The 2,661-nt window shown below is 39.8% G+C and carries 3 protein-coding genes; 1 reads left to right on the forward strand and 2 read right to left on the reverse strand.

Features of this window, described 5'->3' with window-relative positions:
* Positions 1-102: 102 nt before the first annotated feature.
* On the reverse strand, positions 103-1,281 hold the full coding sequence (locus RQ973_RS09410) for a pyridoxal phosphate-dependent aminotransferase (RefSeq protein ID WP_311523831.1): 1,179 nt from the start codon (positions 1,279-1,281) through the stop codon (positions 103-105).
* Positions 1,278-1,766: a DUF5590 domain-containing protein gene (locus RQ973_RS09415; RefSeq protein ID WP_311523833.1), complete on the reverse strand. Its 489-nt coding sequence runs from the start codon at positions 1,764-1,766 to the stop codon at positions 1,278-1,280. The genes RQ973_RS09410 and RQ973_RS09415 overlap by 4 nt, the downstream gene beginning before the upstream one ends.
* Before the next feature lie 260 nt (positions 1,767-2,026).
* Between RQ973_RS09415 and RQ973_RS09420 the strand changes: the two genes are divergently transcribed.
* Positions 2,027-2,575: an NADPH-dependent FMN reductase gene (locus tag RQ973_RS09420; protein WP_311523834.1), complete on the forward strand. Its 549-nt coding sequence runs from the start codon at positions 2,027-2,029 to the stop codon at positions 2,573-2,575.
* Positions 2,576-2,661 lie beyond the last annotated feature (86 nt).

The raw sequence follows: 2,661 nt of genomic DNA on the forward strand, positions 1-2,661 counted from the left end.
TATCAGATTAACTTCCACTTCTAATAGCGGTGGAACTTAGTTTGCGAATTTAGCAGTTTTTAGATACAAAAACCTCCGCCATAAGGACGGAGGTCTAACTTCTTATTTTTCCATAAATTGGTGCAGACGACGAATGGCTTCTTTAAGAGTTTCCAAGTCTGTCGCATAACTAAGACGAACATTCTCTGGTGCTCCAAAGCCAGCACCTGTAATCAAGGCCAGGCCAACTTCCTCAAGGATGGCCGTTGTAAAGGCTGTTACATCGCTATAGCCTTTCATCTCCATAGCTTTTTTTACATTTGGAAAGAGATAGAAGGCTCCTTGAGGTTTGACAACTTCAAAGCCAGGGACTTCACACAAGAGTGGATAGATTGTATTCAAACGTTCTTCAAATGCTTGACGCATAACTTCCACAGAATCTTGCGGTCCAGTTAGCGCTTCAATCGTTGCATATTGAGATACCGCAGTCAGGTTTGAAGTCGTTTGACCTGTTAGTTTACTCATGGCAGCGATGATTTCTGGATCACCCACTGCATAACCTACCCGCCAACCAGTCATGGCATAGGCCTTAGACACACCATTGATAACAATGGTTTGTTTGCGAATCACTTCTGATAGACTAGAGATTGGCACAAACTCATTTCCGTTATAGACCAAACGACCATAAATATCATCTGCTAGGATGAGAATGTCATGTTCAACAGCCCAATTTCCAATGGCCAAGAGTTCCTCACGAGAATAGATCATACCGGTAGGATTAGATGGCGAGTTAAGAACCAAGACCTTTGTCTTATCTGTACGAGCTGCTTCTAATTGCTCCACAGTTACTTTAAAGTGATTGTCTTCCTTGGCTTGGACAAATACTGGTACACCTTCAGCCATCTTAACCTGATCCCCATAGCTGACCCAGTAAGGAGTAGGAATGATTACCTCATCTCCAGGGTTGATAACAGCCATAAAGAAAGTATAGAGTGAGAATTTAGCACCAGTCGCAAAAGTGACTTCGTTGGTCGCTACAGAATATCCGTAATAACGTTCAAAATAGGTATTGACCGCTGCTTTTAACTCAGGCAAACCTGAAGCTACCGTATAGAAAGAAGCACGTCCATCTCGAATGGCTGCAACAGCGGCATCTTGAATATTTTCAGGAGTATGAAAATCGGGCTGACCTAAAGTTAAGAAAAGAACATCTTTTCCTTCAGCTTTTAACTTCTTTGCTCTTGCATCACTAGCCAGAGTGACACTTTCTTCCATTTCTAAGACACGTTTAGATAATTTCATAGTTTCTCCTTTTCGATTAGGGCACCAGATTCAAAATCTACTAGATAATAGTCTCCTCCAGACTTGATTTCCCAGACAGGTTTTTCAGCATAGCGTCCAAAGGTAACCGTATCAATTTCAGTAGCTCCTTTTTCTCTAACAACTGCTTCTGCTTTTTCTTGTGAAGTACCATTTTCTAGTTGATATACGTAAATATTATTATTACTTTTCTCTATTAAAACAGCAACTTGTTTCTGATTCTTATCTTGACCAAGAACGCTATAATAGCTTTCTAAACCATTAAAGATATCAACCTGGCTGACCGTTTCTAGATTCGCATACTGCTTGGCAAGTTTTTCCCCTTCTACCTTTGCTGTCTGATAAGGCTTCATGCTAAGCCACTCCAAATAGAGAAAGGAAGAAGTCACAACTAGAGCCAGCAGGGTCAAGCCAATGCTGTACTGAAATAATAAGGAATTTTTTTCTTTTTTCTGTCTCATTTTCACTCGTCTATTTTACCATCTATCCTAGTGAATTACAAGTGAATAAAGGGGAGGATTTAGCACGGAACTTCTCTTATGATAGGAGTATATGACGCTTGAATCATTGATTTCACAGACTTTTCATAATCTCTACTCCTAAAAATAATCTTGACTATCATCGATTTTTATTTTCTGAGCAGATTTCTTGCAAATGATTTCCCTTTGTTGTAACATTGTTTATAACAACAGAGATAACTCTGATTAAAATCTAAAGGAGACTCCCTATGTCTAAAAAAGTATTATTTATCGTTGGTTCACTTCGTGAAGGTTCTTTCAACCACCAAATGGCGCTAGAAGCTGAAAAAGCTCTTGCAGGTAAAGCTGAGGTTAGCTACCTTGACTACTCAGCAATCCCACTTTTTAATCAAGAACTTGAAGTTCCAACTCTTCTAGCTGTAGCAGCAGCTCGTGAAGCTGTTCTAGCTGCTGATGCTATCTGGATTTTCTCTCCAGTCTACAACTTCTCAATCCCTGGAACAGTGAAAAACTTGCTTGACTGGCTTTCACGCGCAATTGACTTGTCTGATACACGCGGAGCATCTGCTCTTCAAGATAAAATCGTTACTGTATCTTCAGTAGCAAATGCAGGTCATGAACAACTCTTTGCAATCTACAAAGACCTCTTGCCATTCATCCGTACACAAGTTGTTGGTGAATTCACTGCAGCTCGTGTCAATGATTCTGCTTGGGTAGATGGCAAATTAGTCCTTGAAGACAGTGTTGCTACTTCACTAAAACAACAAGCTGAAGACTTGGTTCAAGGTATTCAATAATTGAATGAAAAAAAGATAGTAGAAAATGTTATGAACTGCACCCCAAAAGTTAGACAAAAGAAAATCTAACTTTTGGGGTGTTTTTA

Origin of the sequence: uncultured Streptococcus sp., from assembly GCF_963511325.1 — a bacterium.
GTDB lineage: Bacteria > Bacillota > Bacilli > Lactobacillales > Streptococcaceae > Streptococcus.

Excerpts from the sequence above, each read along its gene's own strand:
- RQ973_RS09410 (WP_311523831.1), bottom strand. The coding sequence starts at position 1,281 with ATGAAATTATCTAAACGTGTCTTAGAAATGGAAGAAAGTGTCACTCTG.
- RQ973_RS09420 (WP_311523834.1), top strand. The coding sequence starts at position 2,027 with ATGTCTAAAAAAGTATTATTTATCGTTGGTTCACTTCGTGAAGGTTCT.